Here is an 18938-nt window from a genome sequence, read left to right on the forward strand (position 1 = left end):
CGGGAAGCTTCGCCTCGGCTATTCCTTCATCGCGTGAATTGCATCGTCATTCGCCTCGCGGTCGTGAAGGGGTGCCGGCCGCCAAAGCAGCCCGCTCGATGACTTCGGCTATGTGGACGGAAAGGGCGGGATCGGAGACGGCGCGGGCAAGCGTCAGTCCACCGCTCAGCGTAGCGAGAAGAACGATGGCGCGATCCTCCGCCGTTGTTTCGCCGGAGTTTGTGCTTTCCGGCAGGCCGGCAGCGACATCTGCGATCAACTTTCTCAACTCTACCGTATAGACGCGGCGTGTTTCCTCGTCGGCACGCATCACGTCGGGGGAAAGGCTCGGCAGCGTGCAGCTGTCACCGAGATCGCAGGTCCGCTTGTAGCCCAAGTAGAAGCTGGCAAGCGCCTTCAACCAATCTTTAGGCTGGTTTTCCCTGAGCGCCAGGATTCCTTGACGCAGCTCTTGCAAGCCTTCCACGACGGCTGTTTGAAACGCTTCGCTCTTGGATTTGAAGTGTCCGTAGAAGGCGCCGTTGGTAACGCCGGCAGCCTTGGTCAGAGCATCGATACCCGCGCCGCCAAAGCCTTCCTTGCGAAATACCTGCCCTGCAGCCGCGACGACCCGCGTCCGGGTTTCTTCCTTGTGTTCGGCGCTATAGCGCATTGCTGCCCCCATTGAGAGTGATCGCTCTTTATTGCTTGCATAAAGAGTGATCGGTATGTATTGTTAAAGAGTGATCGGTATATATCAATTGCCGCCACAGGTCCAACAAGGAGATGTTCCAATGCCCATTACGCTCACCGTATCCGAAGGATTGCTTTCATCCGAAGCGCAGGCGCAAGCCTTTGCCGGATTGACGGATGCAGTCCTCGATGTTGCCGGCTTGGCCGGGAATGAATTCATGACGGCCAATGTCATCGGATCGATCAATGTGCTTCCGGCCGCACATGTGCTGGCAGCTGGAAAGCCCGTTGCTGCGGCCTTCATCGAACTCAAGCTGCCCGAAATCGCCCTCGCGACCGCCGAAGCCAAGCGTGCTTTCATTGCAAGGGCGACCGATGTCGTTGAGCGGGCGGCCGAAGGACGGATCAAGCGTGAGCATATCTGGTCGAATATAGTCTATGCGCCTGAGGGTGCTTGGGGCATTGCGGGGCAAAGCTACAGCAATGCCGATCTGGTCGGCGCTATTGCGAGCGCCGCAGCGCCTGAGGTCGAAGCTCATCGCGCTTGAGATGAGGTAATTGGCATCAATACCGGGCGGCCGCATGGGCCGCTCGTTCGACAACAAGGGAGGCAGGAAATGCGACTCGCCAATTATCTGTTTTTTACGACGCATTGCGACGAAGCCCTCGCTTTCTATACGGCCTGCGGGCTGGGCCGAGTGACGCTATTGATCCGTCACGGTACGGAGGGGATACCGCTTGCCAACGAAGCGATGCGGGGCAGGGTAATGCACGCTCGCTTTGAGGGGCCAGGCGTCTTGTTCTTCGCCTCTGACAATCATGATGCGGAGCCGATGCGAGGTTCCGCTCATATGCTCATGGTGGATGACCGAGAGAGTACCGACAGGATTTTTGCCCGATTGGCAGAAGGCGGCAACGTGACGACACCACTCGCCGTGCAGCCATGGGGTAGTTATTACGGCAAGCTGACTGATCGGTTCGGCGTGCAATGGATGGTGGACTGCCTGCAATAAGCAGCAACCGATCACGCGTGAGAGATTATCATTATTAGTCCGGTCGTCCGGATGAATTCACATGACTGTCATGAGACTTGGCTATCAAGTGTTCAGTCTACTCCAACAGCGAGAGCATCATGACGAGCGCAGCAACGACTTATGCAACCTGGCACAAGGAACCGCAGGGTGACGCCGCAATGGCAGAATCTCATAGCCCCTATTGGCGGCACTTCATCGAGACGGTGCCGGAGCGGGATTTCTCCTCGAAGACCGTCCTGGATTTCGGCTGCAACCGCGGCGGCTTTTTGCGGCTGCTTTATGCCATGCGGCCGTTCCGACGCGGTATCGGTATCGATATTGCTTCGGAGTCTGTGGCTGCTGCCGTCGAAGCCGCGGGCAACATGCCGCTCCAGTTTCATGTCACGACCGACCTGGCGCCCTTTGCCGACAGCTTCGACGTGGCCTTCAGCTATGAGGTGATCTATCTGCTGCCGCAGCTGAAAGAGCATGCCGAAGGGATGTTCCGGGCCATGCGCAATGGGGGCGTCTACTACGCGGTGACCGGTTGCCACAACGAAATGCCGCTCTGGCCAAAATGGCTTGAGCTTATCGGCAACAATAGCAATGCACCCATGCAGGATCGCGCGCCACAGGACTATATCGAAGCCTTCACGGCGGCAGGCTTCGATGTTTCCGTCAGGCGCTTCGGCTATGATGGTTTTGTGCGTGCCACCAAGGATCGGAAATATTATCCGAGCATTCTCGATGCGTTGAGCTATCCTGCCGAATACAAGCTGCTGTTCCGGTTGGAGAAGCGTATCTGATATGGAGACGATCGACCGAAAGGGCGGCAGCGCGCTCTGGCATCAGATCGGCGAGATCCTGGCGGCTGATATTGCCGCCGGGACTTTTGCCCCGGGGACGAAATTGCCGGCCGAGCCGGAGCTGATGCAGCGTTTCGGCGTCAGCCGTTTTACCGTGCGCCAGGCGCTGGGGCACTTGGAGCAGCGTGGATTGGTCCGCGCCGAACAGGGGCGCGGAACCTTCGTTCATAGGGGCGTGCTCGACTATACGCTGTCGAAGCGCACCCGCTTCCACAAAAATCTGATCGAGCAAGGTTTCGAACCGGGCGGCGAGCTGCTCATTCACGAGATCGTGCCCGCGACCGAACGCGTCGCGGCCTATCTGAAGATCGCAATCGGCGCGCCGGTCATCCATCGTCGCGGCGTTATGACGGCCGACGGCATTCCGGTGGAATTGGGGGATTCCTACTATCCGGCCGAACGTTTTCCCGATTTCGATCATGCTAGATTGCGGCATCCGACAATCTCGGCGGCGCTCGCCAGCTATGGCGTCATCGACTACGAGCGCTTGTCGACGGAGATCGAGGCGCGTATGCCGACGGCCGACGAAGCGCGGATCCTGCGCCAGCCGAAATCCGCGCCGCTGCTGGTGACGCGCAAGGTGGATGCGGATACCGACGGAGTGCCGATCACCTATTCGGAATCGGTCTGGCCGGCCGAGCGCACCACATTCAATCTCGATCTGCGGTGAGAGTGCCGGGGAACCCTTGAGGCTCTCCGCGAGCTTGAATTAGCGGTGGGAAAGGATGTTGACGACTTTGCCAAAAGGGTCGCGGACATAGAAGCGGCGGACACCCCACGGCTCGTCCGTGAGGTCGTACAATATGCCGAAGCCCATGGAGGTGGCACGCTGATAGAGCGTGTCGACATCGTCGACTTCGATGGAAAGGTCGGGGACGAGCGTTCCCGAACCGCCTTCGCTGGCGACGCTGATCTGCGGCACAGTTGCCGCTTCGGAGGCGAAGGTCAGGATCCAGCCGTGATCCATGACGATGTCGAGGCCGAGCAGGTCATGATAGAAAAGACGAGCCGTGTCTGGATCAGCTGCCGGCAGGTTCGGGATGATGCGTAGGACGGTCACTGACTTCCTCCCTGGTGGACATGGAGGCGGGCCTTCGCCGCGCCTCCATCTATGTTGGATCAGACCGTGACTGCGGGGAGCAGTTTGGCGCGCTCCGAAAGGATGTGGCGGCAGGCGCTGGCGACTTCACGGCCCTTGATGATGAAATGTTCCTTGAAGAACTGGATATGCGCTTCCGATTCCTGGAAGTGATGCGGCGTCAGGACCGCCGACAGGATTGGCACACCGGTATCGAGCTGGACGCGCATCATGGCATCGAGAACCGTATTGGCGACGAATTCATGGCGATAGATGCCGCCGTCGACAACGAAAGCGGTGGCGATGATCGCGGAATAACGGCCGTTGCGGGCAAGCGTCTGAGCGTGCAGCGGAATTTCCAGCGCCCCTGGTACGTCGAAGATATCGATCGGCGGTGCGCCTTCGACCGTCTGCCATTCAGCAACGAAGGAATCGACCGAGCGATCGACGATATCGGCGTGCCAACGGGCCCGAATGATCGCAATGCGGCTCGGTTGAGTAGAAATCGAAATGGTCATGAATTGTGCCTTTCAAGGGTTGTTGTCAAATATCCCTTGGGCGAACACGCAACATCGCAGCACCCCTCGCGCGGAGGAGGTACGATCCTGCTTGCTCTCTTCCATCCGGACTATACCGTCGGCTCCGGCATCTCACCGGATCTGCTGACCCTTCCGAAATCCGGAAGGCGCTCGCGGGCTCGAGGAAACTCCCCATACCGCCGGTGGGGAATTGCACCCCGCCCTGAGAACGCGTGGACTATAGATGCTTTGCCTTATGGAAATCAAAGAAAAACGCCGGGGTTTTGGCCCGGCGTCTGCGAATAATTTTCCAAAATGACCCGGCGATGGAGGGCTCTTTCTCAGTCCTGAATGACGAGGAGGTCGGAGGAGGCAAAACGTAACGTCACCTTCTCACCAACACTCGGAGGCATCATGCCCGGGCTGTTGAACATGTCGAAGGAAATCGTGTTGCCGGCGACATTCATGCGGGTGCGGATGACCGAGCCCAGGAAATGTGCCGAGGAGACTTCGCCTGTGAGGGCTGTATCGCCCTTGGCCGATTCCGCCAGCGAACCGGCTTCCGGACGCAGGGCAAGCGATACGGTATCGCCTGGCTTATAGGCGGTCACCGACTGCTTCAGGGTCACGCCCTGATCGCCGATCATGATGCGGTTACTGTCGGGATCGACGACCTTGCCTTCGATCAGATTCAGCGTGCCGACGAAGGAGGCGACGAAACGGGTTGCCGGCTTGTTGTAGATTTCGAACGGCGTGCCGATCTGATCGGCGCGGCCTGCATTCATGACCACGATACGGTCGGAGATGGACAGCGCCTCTTCCTGATCGTGCGTCACGAAGACGGTGGTGATGCCGAGCTGCTGTTGGATGGCGCGGATTTCCTCGCGCAGCGAGATACGGATCTTGGCGTCGAGAGCCGAGAGCGGCTCGTCGAGCAGGAGCACCTGCGGCTTGACGGCGATGGCGCGGGCGAGCGCCACGCGCTGCTGTTGGCCGCCGGACATCTGGTATGGATAGCGGCCTGCGAGATGATCGAGCTTGATGAGAGCCAGCATCTCCTTGACGCGCTTGTCGATGTCGGGCTTCGCCATGCCGGCGACCTTGAGGCCGAAGGCGACGTTGTCATGCACCGTCATGTTCGGAAACAATGCGTAGGCCTGGAAGACCATGCCGATATTGCGCTGGTTCGGTTTCAGCGCCCGCTGGTCCTTGCCATTGATCGACAGGGTGCCGGCGGTCGGCGTTTCGAAACCTGCGATCATGCGCAGCACGGTCGTCTTGCCGCAGCCCGACGGTCCGAGGAAGGAGACGAATTCTCCTTTCTCGATTTGCATATTGAAATCATGGACGACGTGAATGTCGCCGAAGGACTTCTTGATGTGGGTGAGTTCGAGAAAAGCCATGGTGAGAAGCCTTACGCCTTAATCGGAGCGGATTTTGAGAAACGGGAAACGAGCTGCAAGAGGCCCATGCTGAGCCAGGTAACGGCAAGCGCGATGATGGCCAGGGCAGAGGGCTCGTAAGCTCTATTGGCGCCCATGAGCTGCATGTAGGGCCCGAATGCCGGACGGTTGAGCAGCGATGCCATGGTGAATTCGCCCATGACGATCGCAAGGGTGATGAATGCTCCGGAAAGCACACCGCTCATGACATTCGGAAAGATGCATTTGAACATGATGGTTGTCCATTTTGCACCAAGGCTTTCGGCAGCCTCCGTCAGCGTGCCGACATCAATGGTACGCATCGCCGTATCGACCGAACGATACATATAGGGCAGCGACAATACAATGTAGGAGCAGACGAGCAGAATGTTCGTCGTCGAATTATAGCCGGTCAACGGCAGGATCGACGACGAATTATAGAGCCGCAGATAGCCGAAAACGATGACGATGGCCGGAATGACCAACGGCATCAAGGTGATGAATTCCACGACAGGGCGGAGCTGCGGCAACCGCAACCGCACCCAATAGGCCGTGGGCACAACGAGCAGCATACCGAAGATAATGGTCAGAAGCGCCATCAACATCGAGAAACCAAAGGCCGTTATGAAACCGAAATCTGAAAAGACGGAGGCATAGGCGTCAAAGCTGTAAGCGTTGCGCCGCATGCGCAGCGAGAACTCCAGCGTACCGATGAGCGGCACCAGGAAGTAGATGAGGCCGATGGCAACGGCGATCCAGGCGAAGAATTTTTGCAGCTTCATTTCTGCCACCGTTCAGCGCGCATGCGCATCAAGATATAAATGACGTTCGAAATACCCGTAATGACGATCATGCCGAGCGCGAGCGCATAGCCAAGATTGGCATTGTGCAGCACGTCGCCGCGGATCTGCGCATAGAGTACGATGGGAACGATATTCAGCGAGCTGCCGGTAAGTGCAATTGCAGTCGCGATGGCGCCGAACGAATTTGCAAACAGCAGCAGCGTCGTGCCAAGCAGGCTCGGCCAAAGGATCGGCAAGGCAACCATCCGCCAATATTGTCCATTGGTTGCGCCTAGAATGGAGGCAGCTTCTTGCCATTCCTTCTTCATGCCGTCGAGCGCAGGCGTAATGATCAGCACCATCAGCGGAATCTGGAAGTACATGTAGGTAATGGTCAGGCCGAAGAAGCTCAGCAGGTTGAAGCCACTGCCGTAGAGGTTGAAGCCGAAATGAGCGAGCAATATCGTGACCAGACCCTGGCGGCCGAGCGTGGCGATGAACGAGAAGGCCAGCGGCACGCCGGCGAAATTCGATGCGACCCCCGAGAAGGTCAGGAAGGCGTGACGGATCCAAGTGGGAAGCCCGCCAAGGACCAGCGCCCAAGCCAGGTAGAAGCCGATGATCGCGCCACCGAGCGCCGAAGCGACCGAGATTTTGATACTGATCCAATAGGCGCTCATGATCGTCGGCGTGAACAGGTCAGCGATGTTCTTGAGCGTCAGGCTGCCGTCCGGCGTCAGAAAGGCGCCTGCTATCAAATAGATTGTAGGAAGAATTAGGAACAGCAGCGCGAAGATCAGGAAGGGTGCTATTCCCAGCCAATCGATAACCACACGCTTGTTGATCATCGGGGTGGAACTGACCGTTGATGTTGTGGCGATGCTCATGATTGGCCCAATCCGCGGCGTCAGAAAAACGGAAACCTCCCCGCCGAAGCGGGGAGGTCATGTCAGGTCAAATTACTGTACGTTCGAACCGACGACAGAATCCCACTTGGTGGTGATGGCGGTCTTGCCGGCAGCCTGCTCGTCGAGCGTCGGGAAGACTGCCTTTTCATAGGCGGCAGCCGGCGGCAGCTTGTCGAGAAGCTCCTGCGGGACCTTCTTGTTCTTCGCCAGATCGTTGAAGCGGATCGGGTGGCAATAGCCCTTGAGCCAGCCGATCTGGCCTTCGTCGGAATAGAGGAACTCCATCCAGAGCTTGGCAGCATTCGGATGCGGCGCGAAAGCCGAGATTGCCTGGACGTAGACACCTGCGATAACGCCCGAAGCCGGAACGGTGACGTCAACAGGCGGGTTGCCGTTCAGGCTGTCGCGCCAGGAAAGACCGTTGTAATCCCAAGCAACGACGATCGGGGTTGCGCCCTGAGCCAGCGAAGCGGACTTGCCGATGACCGGAACGAAATTGCCGGCCTTGTTCAGCTTTGCGAAGTAGTCGAGACCAGCGGCGCCGACCTTGACTGCATCCTTCTCGCCAGCGGCGAGACCGGCGGCGTAGACGGCCTGAACGGCCTGGTTCGAGGTGCGCGGGTCGCCGGCGAGCGAAACGGTGTTTGCATATTCCGGCTTCAGGAGGTCAGCCCAGTCCTTCGGCGGGTTCTTCACAACGTCCTTGTTCACGACGAAGGAGAGAACGCCGTAGTAGTCGCCGTACCAGTAGCCTTCGGCATCCTTGGCGCTGTCCGGAATCGAATCCCAGGTGGAAACCTTGTAGGGCTGCAGCAGGCCTTCCTTCTTGGCCGTCGGGCCGAAGGAGAGACCAACGTCGATCACATCAGGAGCCTGCGGGCCGGTGTTACCCTTGTTGGCGCGGATTGCTTCGACTTCATCGCCCGAACCAGCATCCGGATTCAGTTCGTTGACTTCAATGCCGTATTTTGCCTTAAAGGCAGAGATCAGATCGCCATAACCGCACCAGTTGTGGGGCAGGGCGATGGTGGTCAGCGTGCCTTCCTTCTTGGCGGCAGCGATGAGATCGGCGCTCGGTTCCGCGGCGGCAATAGCCGTCGAAGCGACGAGCATCGCCGTGGAGATTGTCAGAAGACGATGAATTTTCGAGATCACTGCATTTCCTCCTTTTGGGTTTTCAGTGTCTGGCGTTGCTGTTAATGACGTTACATGAAGGTTGTGTGACGACTTCAAAGCGTTGGGTTTGCTGAAAACGCAGTCGATTTTTGCTTCTAATCGACAAGTATGACAGTCGCTGTATTCCACATCCTCCAGGAGCTGTTATTTTCTGTTTTCATTCCCCTTCAGCTTAGCTTGCGAAACAGCTTGGTTTGTTCGAAAAGACCTTCCAGTGTCTTCATGCGCTCGCTCGTTTCGTCCCATGTCGAGCTTTGGACGGCTTCGATCAGGGCTTCGACGATGAACAGGGTAACGACCGATGAATCCCAGGCGGATGGCGCCTCGATTTGCACGCGGAACGTGTGCTTGGCGTGTTTGGCGGCCGGAGTTGCCCACTGATCGGTGAAGACGATGATTTCAGCGCCATGGCGGCGGGCAGCCGCCGCGAGATTGACCATTTCCTGCTCGTAGCGCCTGATATCGAAGATGACGAGCAGGTCGCCCGGATTCATGTTCAGGACATATTGCGGCCATGCGCTTGAGTTCGAAGAAAGCAAGGTCGTATTCGGTCGGATGACCTGCATATGAGTGAAGAAATATTCGGCAAGCGCCCCGGTGATGCGGCCGCCTACGAAATAAAGTGCGCGTTTTCTCTCCGACAGCAGTGCCGCGACGCTGTCGAAGGTTGCCACGTCGAGATCCGACAGGGTCTGCCGCAGATTGCCTGTGATGGTATCGGCAAAGCGATTGAGGATATGCGTACCCGGAGCGTTCGACGCCCAGCGATCGTGCTTTGTCAGCGGGTTGGAGATCGTCGCTTCTACTTCCTGATGAAGATGGGCCTGGAAGTCCGGATAGCCTTTGTATCCGAGTTTCTGCACCATGCGCGCGACTGTCGGGGTCGAAACCCGTGCATTCTCGGCGACGGTGGTGATGCTACCCAATCCGGAAACGGGATAGTTGTCGAGCAAGCTCTTGGCGAGCTGCTTTTCGGCGCGCGTTAAAGTGTCAAAGCGCGCATTGATCACGTCCGAAACTGTCTTCGACGCATTGCTCACTCGATTTTTGCTCCCCAAACGGTCTGATGCCGTTTTCTTTCCAGGATATAACAACGCTGTCACAATTCGAGTCAATGTCATAAATGAAGAAATAATTTCAGTTTCCAGTTGACAGCAGGGAAAACCTGAAGAATTCTTTTCTTATAAAGATTTTATTAATCGGCACTGGGGCGTCTCTGATGCTTGCGCAGCAAGGCATTTTGTCGAAGGCGGACGGCGATTGCGTCGCGGTCGAAAGACCGGACGGAAGCAGCGCAGTTTTGCTCGTTTGCGAGCATGCCTCGCGTGAGATTCCCGAGCGGTTCGGCGATCTCGGGCTTTCAGCCGAGGCGCGTTCCAGCCACATCGCCTGGGACCCGGGCGCACTCGCGGTTGCAAGGAGAATCTCCGCGGGCCTTGATGCCACTCTGGTGTTTCAGCGCTTCTCCCGGCTGATTTATGATTGCAACCGGCCCCCCGAAAGCGCCGGTGCCATGCCGGAGACAAGCGAGATCTATACGATCCCCGGCAATCAGCATCTGAGGGAAGCGGACAGGCAGGCCCGCACGGAGGGGCTCTATATCCCGTTCCACGATCGCATTCGGTCGCTTTTGAAAGAGCGTGCCGCACGCGGACAAAAAACCGTGATCGTGACAATTCACAGCTTCACGCCGATCTACAATGGCAAGCCACGCGCAGTGGAGCTTGGCATTCTGCATGATGAAGACCGTTGGCTGGCCGATCGCATGTTGGACGCAGCGACCGAAGCGCCGCTCTACAAGACTGAACGCAACCAGCCTTACGGGCCTGAAGACGGCGTTACCCATACGCTGAAGCTGCATGGGCTTGCCAATGGTCTGCATAACGTAATGATCGAGGTCCGCAACGACCTCATTCGGGATGACGTCGGCCAAGGGGTCGTGGCCGATTATCTGACGGGGCTTCTCCAGAGCAGTCTGGAAGCCTGAGCATAAAAGAAAAAGACCCCGGGGAGCAGTTCAACTGCGATCGGGCCGCATGGTGAAATGCCAGCGGTCAATGTGACACATGGTTCTCCGCAATCCCGCGGACGACCGGGCTTTAGGGGGAATGGCATGTCTGATTATTCAGAGTTAGACAAAAAGCAGGATATACAAATCCTGCACTCCATGGGCTATGCTCAGGAGCTGGAACGGCGCATGAGTTCGTTTTCGAATTTCGCCATTTCCTTCTCCATCATCTGCATTCTATCCGGCGGCATCAATTCGCTTGCACAGGCGACTTCTGGCGCGGGCGGTGCCGCCATTGGTATAGGGTGGCCGCTCGGCTGCCTGATTTCGGGCGTTTTCGCGCTCTCGATGGCGCAGATTTCTTCGGCTTATCCCACGGCCGGCGGCCTCTATCACTGGGGGTCGATCCTCGGCAACCGGTTCACCGGCTGGCTGACGGCCTGGCTCAATCTTCTCGGCCTGATCACGGTGCTTGGCGCGATCAATGTGGGTACTTGGGGCTTCTTCAGTGGCTCCATCGCCCCTTGGTTCGGCATTGCCGTCGATACCACCACTTCCGCCGGTTTTGCCAACCAGATCATTTTTGTTGCCATCATCACCGGCCTGCAAGCCTTGATCAATCATTTCGGCATCAGGCTCACGGCAAAACTGACCGATATGTCCGGCTACCTGATCTTTGCCGCCGCGATCGCGCTGACCATCGTCTGCCTGATCGGTGTCAAGAGCTGGGATATCAGCCGCATCTGGACTTTCACCAACTACTCCGGAACGCCGGAAGGTGATGCTTCCGTTTGGCCGAAGATGGACAATATCTGGTACGTCTTCGCTCTTGGACTGTTGTTGCCGATCTACACGATTACGGGATACGACGCATCGGCGCACACGTCGGAGGAGACCGTCAAGGCCTCCAGCTCCGTGCCGCGCGGCATGGTCTCCTCGGTCTGGTGGTCATCGTTGTTCGGCTACATCATGCTGCTGGCCTTCCTCCTGGCCATTCCGGACATGAACGAGGCATCGAAACAGGGCTGGAACGTCTTCTTCTGGACGATCAACAGCATCACGAATCCCGTGGTCGCCAATATCCTCTATGTTGCGATCTTCATCTCGCAGCTGCTGTGCGGCCTGGCGACCGTGACCTCCGCATCGCGCATGATCTATGCTTTCTCGCGTGACGGCGGCCTGCCATTCTCGAAGTCGCTCGCCAGTGTCAGCCCGAGATTCCGCACGCCTTCCATCGCCATCTGGACGGCTGCAATCCTTGCGGTCCTCTTCGTCTGGGGCGCTTCGCTCGTGACCATCGCCGGCTCTTCCGCCTATACCATCGTCGTGTCGTGCACCGTCATCTTCCTGTTCCTTTCCTTTACCGTGCCGATCGTCCTCGGCATCAAGGCGATCGGAACGGCGAAATGGCCGAAGATGGGGCCGTGGAACATGGGCATCGGCACCTACAAGCTGGTCTCCGTTCTGGTGATCATTGCTATGGCAGTCATCTTCATCATCGGTGTGCAGCCGCCGAACGAATGGGCGCTCTATATCACAATCGGCTTCCTCGTTCTGACTGCAATCGTCTGGTTCGCCTTCGAGAAGCGCCGTTTCCAGGGACCGCCGATCGGTGACATGATCGCCAAGCGCCAGGCCGATATCGCCGCTGCCGAACGAGCTGTCGGCGAAGTGTGATCCTCATTCAGCATCAATCCGGCAGGGGCCGCAGCCGCGGCCCCATCCATCTGACGAGCGGCTCCGGTAACATATCCGACGGCACCGCTGGCCGACCCACTTCCTTCTTCTAGGCGGACCAAATTATGAGCAGCAGCTATACGTTCGACGACCTCAAGCGAGATGTGGCCGAAGGGCGCATTGATACGGTTCTGGCATGTCAGGTCGACATGCAGGGCCGGTTAATGGGCAAACGCTTCCAGGCGGAGTTCTTCATCGAAAGCGCATGGAAGGAAACGCATAGCTGCAACTATCTGCAGGCGACCGATATCGAGATGGAGACCGTCTCCGGCTACAAGTCGACGAGCTGGGAGAAGGGTTATGGCGACTATACGATGAAGCCCGATCTCGCCACGCTGCGCCGTATTCCCTGGCTTGAAGGCACGGCGCTCGTCCTCTGCGACGTGCTCGACCACCATACTCATGAGGAAGTCGCGCATTCGCCACGCGCTATTCTCAAGAAGCAGGTCAAGCGTCTCGAAGCGATAGGCATGAAGGCCTACATGGCTTCGGAGCTTGAATTCTTCCTGTTCGACCAGAGCTACGACAGTGCGCGTGAATCCGGCTATCGCAATCTCAATCTCGTCAGTGGCTACAACGAGGATTACCACATCTTCCAGACCACGAAGGAAGAAGATGTGATGCGGGCGATCCGCAAGGGACTGCAGGGTGCGGAGATCCCTGTCGAAAACTCCAAGGGCGAAGCATCCGCCGGCCAGGAGGAAATCAACGTCCGCTACGCCGATGCTCTGACCATGGCCGACCGCCATGCCATCATCAAGAATGGCTGCAAGGAGATTGCCTGGTCGAAGGGCAAGGCCATTACGTTCCTGGCGAAGTGGAACTACAGCGCTGCGGGCAGTTCCTCTCATATTCATCAGTCGCTCTGGAGTGTAGACGGCAAGACGCCGCTGTTCTTCGACAAGGAAAAAGAACACGGCATGACGCCGCTGATGAAGCACTATGTCGCGGGCCTTCTGACGCATGCCAGCGAAATCACCTATTTCCTTGCGCCCTATATCAACTCCTACAAGCGCTTCGTTGCCGGCACCTTCGCACCCACCAAGGCGATCTGGAGCACCGACAATCGCACCGCCGGCTACCGCCTGTGCGGAGCCGAAACCAAGAGCATTCGCATCGAATGCCGCGTCGGCGGCTCGGATCTCAATCCCTATCTGGCATTTGCTGCCCTGATTGCCGCCGGCCTTGATGGCATCGAAAACAAGCTCGAACTGGAGGCGCCCTTTGTCGGCGATGCCTATGGTGCGCGTGCAGTTCGCGAGATACCGCGCACCCTGCGTGGTGCGACCGAAGCCCTGACCAATTCGAAGATGTTGCGCGCCGCCTTTGGCGACGATGTCATCGATCATTATACCCGCGCTGCCGAATGGGAGCAGGAGGAGTATGATCGTCGCATCACGGATTGGGAAGTGGCGCGCGGATTCGAAAGAGCGTAAGGCATTTGCGATCTGCCTCTTGCCCGATTTTCATTCTAGGATCGGGCAGGGGGCGCCGGGATGCTTGTTGACCTGCCGTTTCTTCTTAGAGGCGGCCAAAGGTTCTGCAACATCAGGCAATCAATTGGCTGACCAAGAAAACAGGAATTCGATCATGACCATGATCACATGCGTCTCCCCGGTGAACGGAGAGGTTTATGCCGAGCGTCCGTCTCTGTCGCTGGAAGCTGCCAAGGACGTCGTCGCGCGCGCCCGCAAGGCGCAGAAGGATTGGGCGCGTCGTCCGCTGGAGGATCGCGTTCAGCTCGTGCTCAAGGGCGTGGCACGGCTCAATGAGATGGCCGAAATAGTGGTGCCGGAGCTTGCCTGGCAGATGGGCCGCCCGATCAAATACGGCGGCGAGTATCGCGGCTTCAACGAGCGCTCCAACTATGTCGCGTCGATCGCCGCCGATGCGCTGGCACCCTTGGTCGTCGAGGACAGCGCCAATTTTGCCCGCCGCATCGAGCGCGAACCGCATGGCGTCGTCTTCGTCATCGCGCCGTGGAACTATCCCTACATGACCGCGATCAATACGGTCGCCCCGGCGCTGATGGCCGGCAATACCGTCATTCTCAAGCATGCAAGCCAGACGCTGCTCGTCGGCGAGCGGCTGGTGCAGGCTTTCGTCGAGGCCGGCGTTCCCGCCGATGTCTTCCAGAATGTCTTCCTCGATCATGAAACGACTTCGGCGCTGATCGCAGCCGGAAGCTTCAACTTCGTCAATTTCACCGGCTCCGTCGAAGGCGGCCGGTCGATCGAGCGTGCGGCAGCTGGCACCTTCACCAGCCTCGGACTGGAACTCGGCGGCAAGGATCCGGGCTATGTGATGGAGGACGCCGATCTTGACGCTGCCGTCGACACGCTGATGGATGGGGCGACCTACAACTCCGGCCAGTGCTGCTGCGGCATCGAGCGTATCTATGTGCATGAATCGCTCTATGACGCCTTCGTCGAGAAGTCCGTTGCCTGGGTTTCGAACTACAAGCTCGGCAATCCCCTTGATCCCGAGACGTCGCTCGGGCCGATGGCGCACAAGCGCTTTGCGAAGGTGGTGCGTGAACAGATCGCCGATGCGGTTGCTAAGGGCGCCAAGGCGCTGGTCGACCCGAAGCTGTTCCCGGCTGACGATGGCGGTGCCTATCTCGCGCCGCAGGTCCTCGTCAATGTCGATCATTCCATGACCTTTATGCGCGAGGAGACCTTCGGCCCTGCCGTCGGCATCATGAAGGTGAAGAGCGACACGGAAGCGCTAGAGCTGATGAACGACAGCCCCTACGGCCTGACGGCTTCGCTGTGGACGAAGGATGTCGAGCGCGCCTCGCGCATCGGCCGCGAAATCGAAACCGGCACCGTCTTCATGAACCGCGCCGATTATCTCGATCCGGCGCTGTGCTGGACAGGCGTCAAGGAAACCGGCCGCGGCGGCTCGCTGTCGATCATCGGCTTCCACAATCTGACGCGCCCGAAATCCTATCATCTGAAGAAAGTAACAGCATGAGCACTATCTCAGCCAATTGGAGCTATCCGAACGCCTTCAAGCTCGGCCGTGGCCGGATTAAGGAACTGGCGGACGCCTGCAAGAGCCTGGGCATGAAGAAGCCTCTCCTAGTCACCGACCGGGGACTTGCCTCGATGGCGATCACGGCGACGGCGTTGGATATTCTGGAAGATGCAGGTCTCGGCCGCGCCATCTTCGCTGACGTCGACCCGAACCCGAACGAGAAGAACCTCGAAGCCGGCGTGAAGGCCTTCAAGGACGGCGGCCATGACGGCGTCGTCGCCTTCGGCGGCGGTTCCGGCCTCGATCTCGGCAAGTGCGTCGCTTTCATGGTGGGCCAGACGCGTCCGGTCTGGGATTTCGAAGATATCGGGGACTGGTGGACCCGCGCCAGCGTCGAAGGCATTGCGCCGATCGTCGCGGTGCCGACGACTGCCGGCACCGGTTCGGAAGTCGGCCGTGCCAGCGTCATCACCAATTCCGCAACGCATGTGAAGAAGATCATCTTCCATCCGAAATTCCTGCCCGGCGTCGTCATCGCCGATCCCGAACTGACCGTCGGCATGCCGAAGATCATTACCGCTGGCACTGGCATGGACGCTTTCGCCCACTGCCTGGAAGCCTATTCGTCGCCCTTCTATCACCCGATGTCGGCTGGTATCGCGCTGGAAGGCATGCGGCTCGTCAAGGAATTCCTGCCGCGCGCCTATCGCGAGGGAACGGATCTCGAAGCCCGCGCCAACATGATGAGTGCCGCCGCCATGGGCGCCGTCGCCTTCCAGAAGGGGCTCGGCGCGATCCACGCGCTGTCGCACCCGATCGGCGCCGTCTACAACACGCATCACGGCATGACCAATGCCGTCGTCATGCCGGCGGTCCTGCGTTTCAACCGCAAGGCTATCGAGGATAAGATTGCTCGCGCCGCAGCCTATCTGGGCATCTCGGGCGGTTTTGACGGCTTCTACGACTATGTGCTGCAACTGCGCTCGGAACTCGGCGTGCCGGAAAATCTGTCTGCCATGGGCATCGCGCCCGATCGGATCGACGAGCTCTCCGCCATGGCGATCGAAGATCCGAGTGCCGGTGGCAATCCGGTGCCGCTGACGCTGGAAAACACCAAGGCTCTTTTCCGGGATTGCTTCTGATACTGCGCTCAGCTCCCCGATATGCGGGATGAAATTGGCAGCATATCAGGCCAAACAAAAAAGCCGCCGAGTGTCACCCGGCGGCTTTTTTCATTGAAGCTCTGTCTGGTAATCAATCCACGAATTCTACGACGACGCCCGGCTTGACCATCTTGGCAAGTTCGGTCGCATCCCAATTCGTGAGGCGCACGCAGCCATGGCTCTGCGTCTTACCGATTCTCGAGGGATCCGGCGTGCCGTGAATGCCGTAGGTCGGCTTCGATAGAGCCATCCAGACCGTACCGACCGGGCCGTTCGGGCCTGGCGGAATATTGAGAACCTTGTCGTTTCCGGCTTGCTGGAAGTTGATCTTCGGATTGTAGGTATAGCCCGGGTTGAAGGCGACGCGCTCGACCGTGACTGTGCCTGACGGCGAGGGCGTGTCGGCGGAGCCGATGCTGGCCGGGTAGGCGGCGATCAGCGTGCCGTTGGCGTCATAGGCGAAAACCTGCTTGCGGCCCTTGTCCGCCAGGATCTTGGCGACTGCGCCGGTCTTACTGGGGCCGGTATTGACGACCTTAATGGTGCTGCCCGGCACGGTGAAATCGACGCCGGGATTGAGCGCCTTCAGATAGCCTTCATCCATGTGAAAGCGTTCGGCCAGCATTTCCGTCGTCGAGGTATAGCCGAGGGACGGCATCTGTGCCTTAGCCGCATAGTCCTCAGGAATAGAGGCGACATACGGGCCTGCGGCGTCGGCCGCCGTGATCGTGTAGTTGACGATCGGCATACCGCCGGACATGCGAAGCTGCTCGAGGATCGCGTCGGTATTGTTCGGGTCGAGCGTCTGGCCGGTCATCTGCTGATAGGCATAGATCGCCTTGGTGACATTAGCACCCATTCTGCCGTCGATCGCACCAGGCGAAATACCCTGCCGCGCGAGGAAGACCTCCAGCGCGGTGATCTCCATCTTCGATTTGCCCTTCAGCGTAATGACGGGTTCGGCCGGTGCCGGTTTGTTGACGATGTCGGGCGCGCTCTGCTGTGGATCGATCGACGCGTAGTCGTTGCCGTTTTGGTTCGTCTGGCCCTGGTTCTTGCCAGGCAATGGCTGACTGTCGAGCGGCTGGCGCTGGATATCGCCGTCGCGCGGAATTCCGCCGGTGACCACACCGCGATCCTGCTGGTCTGCGCCGTCGTAATTTCCGTAGCTGTCGGAGCGATATTGACGATAGTCCTGGTAGTCGCCGTTGTTGGAAAGCTGCGTGTCGCCATACCGGCCGCCATTATTGCCATAGGTATCGCGGGCTGGGGCGCGGGGATAGTAGGTGCTGGCCCTCATCTCCGTGGCGACGACATTGCCGTAGGCATCAATCAGGACCCGGCGGCCGCGACCGTCGCGGGCCATGGAATATCCACCACCATAAGGATACTGATCGAGGATCCGGCCGTCAGGGGTGACAAGAACCGTGTTGCCGTTGCCGCTACGATAATATTGTGCCTGCGCGTCCGTGAGCGCGAGCATGGACACGGTGGCAGTCATTGCCAGGGCAAAACTTAATTTTACGAACCGGTTCACGTCTGTCGGATCCTCGGGATGGTCGTTCGGCTGACACACACATGGCAATTTTGACGCCAGTATGGAGATTTAGATTATCATGCTGAATAAAATATAAAAATTTATGTGATCAAGGCTTCAAGTTAAGATTTGGTAAGCCAAATAACCGCTTCTTTCAGCCGCGCGCCAGCTTGGGACAGCACCTGCGCTCGGCGCCAATCAGGGAGGGCTTTGGGGATGATGGATTTTTCTGCGGCGAAAGGGCCGAAATTGACGCTGGACGAGGGGTCCGTGCTGGATATAGGCGCCTGCATTGTCGAGGGCAATAATCTTGCGCCGGGAAGTGCCGTTCCTGACGATGGAGATCCGCGGATCAGTCATTCCGTGGAGGGCTTCCTCTTCACCTGCGGGCCGGACCATATCCGCCATCCCGAGCCGATGTCGGGCGCATATGAAGGCAAGCGCTATCCGCTTCACGGTTCCTTCGCGTCCCATCCAGCCAAAATTCTCTGGACCAAATTCGAGAATGGCAATGCGGAATGCCGCGCCGATATCGATGTTGTCACCGCCGAAAGGCGAACGGCAAGGCTCGAACGTCTTTGGCGGATCGATGGCGCGACGGGCGAGGTCTCGCTTGCCGATCGTGTGGTCAATACGAGTACGGAGGCGATGCCGGTCTTCCTGATGTACCATATGAACATCGGCGGCAAATGGTTCGATAACGGCACGCGTCTTGCCGGTCAGATGCTTGACAATGGCGGCTTTCCCTGGACCTTCGGCGAGGAGGGGGGCGATATCTTCTGTGTGCCGGCGCAGGACAAGGGCGAGGATTGGGCGGAGATCAGCCTTGGCCCCATCGCGGCCATCGGCGGCAAGACACTAAGGGTGCGGTTCGGAACGGACACGCTGCCATTCCTGCAGGTCTGGCGCAATCAGCGCGCGCCGGCGCATGTGCTCGGTATCGAGCCTGTTTCGCATCGCTGGGTCTCGCGGTCCGAGCTGGAAGAGGCGGGCGAATTCAATATTCTCCAGCCCGGTGAAACCCGCAATTTCATGCTCAACTTTGCCTTCGTTTGAGAGTGCGCCGCGGTTGACGCTCGC

At 58.6% G+C, this 18938-nt stretch carries 19 protein-coding genes and 1 riboswitch; of the genes, 10 read left to right on the forward strand and 9 right to left on the reverse strand.

Going from position 1 to position 18938, the window contains the following annotated elements:
• Nucleotides 1–46: 46 nt before the first annotated feature.
• A complete protein-coding gene (locus tag FHT73_RS02380; RefSeq protein WP_183709630.1) occupies nucleotides 47–652 on the reverse strand; it encodes a TetR/AcrR family transcriptional regulator in 606 nt (201 codons plus the stop codon).
• A 121-nt stretch (nucleotides 653–773) separates the two neighbouring features.
• Between FHT73_RS02380 and FHT73_RS02385 the strand changes: the two genes are divergently transcribed.
• The 4 genes from FHT73_RS02385 to phnF all read left to right on the forward strand — a co-directional run bounded on the left by FHT73_RS02385 (nucleotide 774) and on the right by phnF (nucleotide 3221).
• Nucleotides 774–1220, forward strand: coding sequence for a tautomerase family protein (locus FHT73_RS02385; protein WP_112605129.1), 447 nt, complete (start codon nucleotides 774–776; stop codon nucleotides 1218–1220).
• Nucleotides 1221–1289: 69 nt separating this feature from the next.
• Nucleotides 1290–1685: a VOC family protein gene (locus FHT73_RS02390; RefSeq protein WP_183709632.1), complete on the forward strand. Its 396-nt coding sequence runs from the start codon at nucleotides 1290–1292 to the stop codon at nucleotides 1683–1685.
• A 119-nt stretch (nucleotides 1686–1804) separates the two neighbouring features.
• A complete protein-coding gene (locus tag FHT73_RS02395; RefSeq protein WP_112605135.1) occupies nucleotides 1805–2491 on the forward strand; it encodes a methyltransferase domain-containing protein in 687 nt (228 codons plus the stop codon).
• A gap of 1 nt (nucleotide 2492) precedes the next feature.
• Complete coding sequence (phnF, locus tag FHT73_RS02400) at nucleotides 2493–3221, forward strand: phosphonate metabolism transcriptional regulator PhnF (RefSeq protein ID WP_112605138.1); 729 nt, start codon at nucleotides 2493–2495, stop codon at nucleotides 3219–3221.
• A gap of 39 nt (nucleotides 3222–3260) precedes the next feature.
• Here phnF and FHT73_RS02405 read toward each other — a convergent pair whose 3' ends face one another.
• From FHT73_RS02405 to FHT73_RS02435, 7 genes are all read right to left on the reverse strand, one after another.
• Complete coding sequence (locus tag FHT73_RS02405; RefSeq protein WP_112413630.1) at nucleotides 3261–3611, reverse strand: VOC family protein; 351 nt, start codon at nucleotides 3609–3611, stop codon at nucleotides 3261–3263.
• A 59-nt stretch (nucleotides 3612–3670) separates the two neighbouring features.
• Nucleotides 3671–4147 carry a 6,7-dimethyl-8-ribityllumazine synthase gene (locus tag FHT73_RS02410; RefSeq protein WP_112399004.1) on the reverse strand — a complete coding sequence of 159 codons (477 nt, stop codon included), beginning with the start codon at nucleotides 4145–4147 and terminating at the stop codon, nucleotides 3671–3673.
• 89 nt (nucleotides 4148–4236) lie between these two features.
• Nucleotides 4237–4382: riboswitch (FMN riboswitch) on the reverse strand.
• A gap of 106 nt (nucleotides 4383–4488) precedes the next feature.
• Nucleotides 4489–5550 carry an ATP-binding cassette domain-containing protein gene (locus FHT73_RS02415; protein ID WP_015340398.1) on the reverse strand — a complete coding sequence of 354 codons (1062 nt, stop codon included), beginning with the start codon at nucleotides 5548–5550 and terminating at the stop codon, nucleotides 4489–4491.
• An 11-nt stretch (nucleotides 5551–5561) separates the two neighbouring features.
• The gene (locus FHT73_RS02420; protein WP_015340397.1) at nucleotides 5562–6350 is read right to left on the reverse strand and encodes an ABC transporter permease; all 789 of its coding nucleotides are present in this window, start codon (nucleotides 6348–6350) and stop codon (nucleotides 5562–5564) included.
• A complete protein-coding gene (locus tag FHT73_RS02425) occupies nucleotides 6347–7237 on the reverse strand; it encodes an ABC transporter permease subunit (protein WP_015340396.1) in 891 nt (296 codons plus the stop codon). Before FHT73_RS02425 ends, FHT73_RS02420 begins: the two co-directional genes overlap by 4 nt.
• Nucleotides 7238–7309: 72 nt before the next feature.
• Complete coding sequence (locus FHT73_RS02430) at nucleotides 7310–8413, reverse strand: ABC transporter substrate-binding protein (protein WP_112334428.1); 1104 nt, start codon at nucleotides 8411–8413, stop codon at nucleotides 7310–7312.
• A gap of 188 nt (nucleotides 8414–8601) precedes the next feature.
• Nucleotides 8602–9474 carry a MurR/RpiR family transcriptional regulator gene (locus tag FHT73_RS02435; protein WP_015340394.1) on the reverse strand — a complete coding sequence of 291 codons (873 nt, stop codon included), beginning with the start codon at nucleotides 9472–9474 and terminating at the stop codon, nucleotides 8602–8604.
• Nucleotides 9475–9650: 176 nt separating this feature from the next.
• Between FHT73_RS02435 and FHT73_RS02440 the strand changes: the two genes are divergently transcribed.
• The 5 genes from FHT73_RS02440 to FHT73_RS02460 all read left to right on the forward strand — a co-directional run bounded on the left by FHT73_RS02440 (nucleotide 9651) and on the right by FHT73_RS02460 (nucleotide 16300).
• Complete coding sequence (locus FHT73_RS02440) at nucleotides 9651–10421, forward strand: N-formylglutamate amidohydrolase (protein WP_183710138.1); 771 nt, start codon at nucleotides 9651–9653, stop codon at nucleotides 10419–10421.
• A gap of 126 nt (nucleotides 10422–10547) precedes the next feature.
• Entirely contained in the window at nucleotides 10548–12119 is a 1572-nt protein-coding gene (locus FHT73_RS02445) for an amino acid permease (protein WP_183709634.1), read from the forward strand.
• A gap of 125 nt (nucleotides 12120–12244) precedes the next feature.
• A complete protein-coding gene (locus FHT73_RS02450) occupies nucleotides 12245–13615 on the forward strand; it encodes a glutamine synthetase family protein (protein WP_183709636.1) in 1371 nt (456 codons plus the stop codon).
• Nucleotides 13616–13769: 154 nt separating this feature from the next.
• Nucleotides 13770–15155: an aldehyde dehydrogenase family protein gene (locus FHT73_RS02455; RefSeq protein ID WP_183709638.1), complete on the forward strand. Its 1386-nt coding sequence runs from the start codon at nucleotides 13770–13772 to the stop codon at nucleotides 15153–15155.
• Nucleotides 15152–16300: an iron-containing alcohol dehydrogenase gene (locus FHT73_RS02460; RefSeq protein WP_112605150.1), complete on the forward strand. Its 1149-nt coding sequence runs from the start codon at nucleotides 15152–15154 to the stop codon at nucleotides 16298–16300. The genes FHT73_RS02455 and FHT73_RS02460 overlap by 4 nt, the downstream gene beginning before the upstream one ends.
• A gap of 112 nt (nucleotides 16301–16412) precedes the next feature.
• Here the strand turns inward: FHT73_RS02460 and FHT73_RS02465 are convergent, their stop codons facing one another.
• Nucleotides 16413–17858 carry a L,D-transpeptidase gene (locus tag FHT73_RS02465; RefSeq protein ID WP_183709640.1) on the reverse strand — a complete coding sequence of 482 codons (1446 nt, stop codon included), beginning with the start codon at nucleotides 17856–17858 and terminating at the stop codon, nucleotides 16413–16415.
• A gap of 216 nt (nucleotides 17859–18074) precedes the next feature.
• Here FHT73_RS02465 and FHT73_RS02470 point away from each other — a divergent pair, with 216 nt between their 5' ends.
• Nucleotides 18075–18914, forward strand: coding sequence for a DUF4432 family protein (locus tag FHT73_RS02470; protein ID WP_183709642.1), 840 nt, complete (start codon nucleotides 18075–18077; stop codon nucleotides 18912–18914).
• Nucleotides 18915–18938: the final 24 nt, after the last annotated feature.

The organism is Rhizobium sp. BK098, from assembly GCF_014193155.1.
Lineage (GTDB): Bacteria > Pseudomonadota > Alphaproteobacteria > Rhizobiales > Rhizobiaceae > Rhizobium.